3 protein-coding genes and 1 pseudogene are annotated in these 4,800 nt (G+C 62.1%); 3 read left to right on the forward strand and 1 reads right to left on the reverse strand.

The genetic code is table 11. From position 1 onward, the window contains the following. Window positions 1-506: ATP-binding protein (locus ACLQI9_RS02320; RefSeq protein WP_442390911.1), on the forward strand; the 506-nt coding region annotated here is incomplete at its 5' end. 15 nt (window positions 507-521) lie between these two features. On the opposite strand, the gene ACLQI9_RS02325 is transcribed toward ACLQI9_RS02320, so the two are convergent. After that, on the reverse strand, window positions 522-1,964 hold the full coding sequence (locus ACLQI9_RS02325) for a DUF4185 domain-containing protein (RefSeq protein ID WP_442379635.1): 1,443 nt from the start codon (window positions 1,962-1,964) through the stop codon (window positions 522-524). A 354-nt stretch (window positions 1,965-2,318) separates the two neighbouring features. Between ACLQI9_RS02325 and ACLQI9_RS02330 the strand changes: the two genes are divergently transcribed. After that, the gene (locus tag ACLQI9_RS02330) at window positions 2,319-3,866 is read left to right on the forward strand and encodes an AMP-binding protein (protein ID WP_442379633.1); all 1,548 of its coding nucleotides are present in this window, start codon (window positions 2,319-2,321) and stop codon (window positions 3,864-3,866) included. A gap of 729 nt (window positions 3,867-4,595) precedes the next feature. Continuing rightward, window positions 4,596-4,800 (forward strand): annotated as a pseudogene (locus ACLQI9_RS02335) (serine aminopeptidase domain-containing protein); the annotation flags it as partial.

Below are 4,800 nucleotides of genomic sequence, written 5' to 3' on the forward strand. Positions count from 1 at the left end.
TGAATCTGCCCGTCGATGGCGTCGCGGACGCGGTGCTCAGCGCGATGGCACCGCCAACGGGATACGACGACGACATCGCGATCGTCGTCTACCGGCAACCGTATGCCCCGTTGAAGATTGAAAAGGCGGCAGCCGCTGGGCAATTGAGCAATATCCGGCACCGGCTCGCCGCATGGCTGCGGGGCGCCGCGATCCCGGAGGGGACGGTGGCCGACATCGTCTTGGCGGTCAACGAGGCGGCCGCCAACAGCATCGAGCACGCCTACCGGGGGCATAAACCGGGCAAGGTTCGGGTGGAAGGCGAGAATGACGGCGCCGAAGTACATGTGCGGATCATCGACAAGGGATCGTGGAAACCGGCACCTACCGACCCCGGCGTCCGCGGACGCGGACTGCTGCTGATCCGCGCGGTAAGCGACTGGCTCGAGATGGACTGCACGCCGTCGGGGACGACGGTGAACATGAGCTTCCGCTTACCGGCCGTGACGTCGTCGCAAGCCGACTGAAAGAGCCCCTAAGGCCTATGGCAGCACGGTGTGCATCAACATCACGTCGTATGCCGACCACAGCGACAGGTTGAAGTACAAGTCTCTGCCCGACGACCATGGGTGGATCATCGGCGCGTATATGCCGCCGGGCATTGAGAATGACGACACCAGCGGTTGTTCCGGACTCCATGGTCCTTGCGGAGACGGCGCGGTCCGCGCAACCACGTCGTTGCTGCCGCCGTTGGTGTAGAGCACCAAGTATTGCTTGAGATAGTCGTTGTACCGCGCTGACATCTCGCCCACCGGCCCCGGGAAAATCGGCGTCGCCGCGCTCGGGTCCATCGGAACCCAGCCCTTCCCCTCGCCGTTCCAGTACTGGTATTTGGTCAGGTCGGCCACGAAGTTCGGCGGCACTCGTGACAGAAACGCCGGACCGCCGCGTCCGGACGGGGTCCCGAACGAGTAAAGGTAACCGTCCCTGCCCTTCATGAACGCGCCCATCTGGAAGTTCTCATTGCCCGGAAAGTACCGGCCTCCCGGGACGGTGTCCGCCGAGGCCAGCCGGACGCTGCCGGGGAAGATGCCCCAGCTCTGGCCATTGTCGACGGACCGTGCGATTCCCGAGTAGTTCGTCGACCAGTCGCCGTCGCGGCCCCAATCCCTGATCGACATGAAGTTCATGTACTGGGTTCGCCCAAGGGAAATCGCGGAGGTCGGAATGATCCCCGTCTCATGCGAGGCCTGATGGATGCTGTTGACGACCTGTTTGGACAGGCCCGGTGCCCACACCGGTGAACCGGAGTATGGGTTGTTCGGCACCCCGTCCGCCACGTGGATTCCCTGCGACAGGTTGCGGTCTTGGCTGCGGAAAAGTACATTGTATCGCCACTGCTGGCCGTGCACGCTGCAATATCCGAAGGTGTCACCGAAGGCCATCAGAACCTGACGACCGCCGGGATCGCCGTTGTCCCATGGGATTCCGAGGTCGGTCCCGGAGATGCCGAAACGTTCGAGGGTTTTGTTCGGGCTGTTCGGCCCGGTCACATAGTTCACGAGCGAGGTCGGAGCCCCCGCGACCTGGGCAGGAGGCGGAGGTACCGGGGCGGCGTTCGGAACCGCCTGATTAGTGTTCGGGGGCCCTTGGATGCCCGCGCCGGGAGGAGTGGGCCCCGGCGTCACCGCCGCCTGAAGTTGCGCGGGATTCCGAGTCAGCGGTTTCAGGAACGAAGAGATCAGCGGACCCAGTTTGGGTAGCGGCGCATGCTCATTGGCACCTCGAGGCCTGCGCCCGGTCGGTGGTGCAACGACCGGCGCCGGCGCGGGCATGTTCGGTAGCGCGGCAGGGGGCGGAACGTTCGCTTCCGGGGCCGTGCACGGCGTCGCGATAGCTGGCGGCGCGAAGCCAATCGGAACGATCAGTCCGATGACGGTCGCCGACGCCACCGACATTGAAACGATTCGACGAATGGCCGACATATCCCACCTTTTTTCCAGGGGCGAGCCGTCGCATTGACGTCCGCAGTTGGCTTATGTGACGATAGTGGTCGATGTGACTGATGTTGCTATCGAGTTTTCAATAGGTATGCATCCGTGACCGTGTCGCGACCCAAAGAGATTCCGGCAAGTACGCGTGCCGGTGTCCTCTAGTCGCTAGCCTTCGGTGCCATCCTCGTTGGCGAGGACGCGCTACACGTTGGCACGAGAGACGAAGCCGATCGCTGTGCCGACCGGGTTGACCACCGTCAACAGGATCAGAATGAAACCACAGCAGGATAGCCGCACTTTGGCGAATTCAAGATCGGCCGGGTTTGGAGGCGATAGCGTTCCGTCATGTATTCGGGCGAATACGCGCGCAGCCGGGCCAATCAACCCGCCTTCATCATGGCTCAGACCGGCGAGGCGATCACCCATACCGAACTCGAGGCGCGCTCCAATCGCCTTGCCCATTTTTTACGAAGCGTTGGGCTCAAGCGCCTGGACCACTATTCGATCTTCATGGAAAACAACGCGCGCTATGTCGAATGCTGCGCCGCGGGCGAACGCGCCGGGCTCTACTACACGTGCATCAACTCGTTCCTGACTCCCGAAGAAGTCGCCTACATCGTCAACAACAGTGAATCGAAGGTGCTGATCTTCTCGCAGGAGAAGCGTTCGGTGGCCACGGAGGCTTTGAAGAACTGTCCGAACGTCGAAGTCGCGATCATCGTCGACGGCCCCGGCGACCGCCAGATTTTCAATCTGCACGACGCGACAACCGGGTTCCCGTCCACGCCAATCCCCGACGAGTCGCTCGGCATCGCCATGCTCTATTCCTCCGGCACCACCGGCCGGCCCAAAGGAATCGTTCGACCGCTACCGGAAGTCTCCCCAGCGCAAGCGCTGCCGGTCTATGAATTCCTTTCCAAGCTGTGGCGTTATCGCGACGGCATCATCTACCTCTCGCCCGCGCCGCTTTACCACTCGGCGCCCCATGCCGGGGTGAACCTGGCCATCCGGATGGGCGGAACGGCCGTGATCATGGAACGGTTCGATCCAGAGCATTACCTGAAGCTCGTGGAAACCTTTCGGCCAAGCCACAGCCAATTGGTGCCAACGATGTTCTCGCGCATGCTCAAACTGCCCGACGAGGTGCGCCGCCGATACGACGTGTCGTCGCTGGAGGTCGCGCTGCACGGCGCCGCGCCCTGCCCGGTACAGGTCAAGGAGCAGATGATCGACTGGTGGGGTCCGATCATCGTCGAGTACTACGGCGCTACGGAGGGACTGGGTTTTGCGGCTTGCGACACCGAGCAGTGGCTCAGCCACCGGGGCACAGTCGGCCAGGTGGTGTTCGGCGAACTGCACGTGCTAGACGAGCACATGCGCCCCGCGCCGAAAGGTGAGCCCGGCACTTTGTGGTTCAAGGCTGGTAACGAATTCTCCTACTTCAATGATCCCGTCAAGACCGCGGAGGGCCGCTCACCTGACGGCAGGATGAGCACCGTCGGCGACGTCGGCTATGTCGACGACGACGGCTATCTGTACCTGACCGATCGCTCTACATTCATGATCATCTCGGGCGGAGTCAACATCTACCCCCAGGAGAGCGAGAACCTGCTGATCACCCACCCAAAAGTGGCCGACGCCGCGGTCTTCGGGGTGCCCGACGAGGACCTCGGCGAAGCGGTGAAAGCGGTCGTGCAGCCGATGCCCGGAGTTCAGCCGGGGCCTGAACTCGTCGAGGAGCTGATCGCGTTCTGCGGTGAGCACCTGTCGCGGCAGAAGGTACCCCGCTCGATTGACTTCGAGAACGAGCTGCCGCGCCTGCCCACCGGCAAGCTCTACAAGCGCCTACTGCGCGATCGGTACTGGGCTGACCACCAGAGCCGGATCGTCTGAAAGAGGCAGTTTTTCCAGCGTGTGCCTACAGAGTTGTCCCGGTAGCGCGCTGCCTCAGTTTCTTCTTTGTTCTTCTTTGCCTTCTTCTTTGCCCGGTCTCCCGGCTGCAGTAAAGGCCACCGCAATTGCTGCCGACGACGTCGACGAGAAGGCCAGATTCCCTTCCGAAGCGATCGAACTAGTCAAGGAAGCAAAGTTCGAGGCAACAGACGCTGCGGCCCAACGATCCGTTCTCTCTGCCGAGCGGGCAGGGTACTCGCACCAAATCAGCGGACCGGGAATTGAAGACCGGACTGATCGTGCGCCTCTACGACGACCTCGATGACGGCATGGCCGTTGTTCTCGGCAAATTGCCACTAGGAGCACTTCGGCGAGGCGTTCGGGTTGTCAACTCATGACTGTGAAGTCGCGCAAAGCGCATGCGTCGGATTCGGAATGGAGCGAATTGTGTTGGGCCTCATCCGGTCGCACGGTTTCGAGCCCGCGATGTGGCCGACGCGAGTACGGTCGGACCGAATGATTAAGATGAGCAAAATAACATCAAGAGCACGGCTATCCGCTAACGGCGGAAGCCGACCGTGGAGCCAGCGCAACATGCCGTTGACGACGACAGAGGTGCCGACATTTTTCGGACCGTCTGAGTCGCCATTGTTCGGCGTAGTTCATCTGCCGGTCGATAACCAGATCAGGGGCGGGGTACTGATCTGTGGTTCGCTCGGAAAGGAGGGGATGGAGAGTGTCCGACTACACCGGATCCTCGCCGACAGCCTGGCGCGCCGCGGTTTCGGCGTGCTGCATTTTGACTACCTGGGCTTGGGTGATTCTGCATACGCTCAGGTCCGTGATGACGCGGTGGCCAACTGGGTGGCAAGCGTGGGCCACGCGCTCGACTACCTCACGCTGATCGGCGCGGAGTCGGCGACCGCTATCGGCA

The sequence above is a fragment of the Mycobacterium sp. genome, assembly GCF_052143115.1.
In the GTDB taxonomy this organism is placed as follows: Bacteria; Actinomycetota; Actinomycetes; order Mycobacteriales; family Mycobacteriaceae; genus Mycobacterium.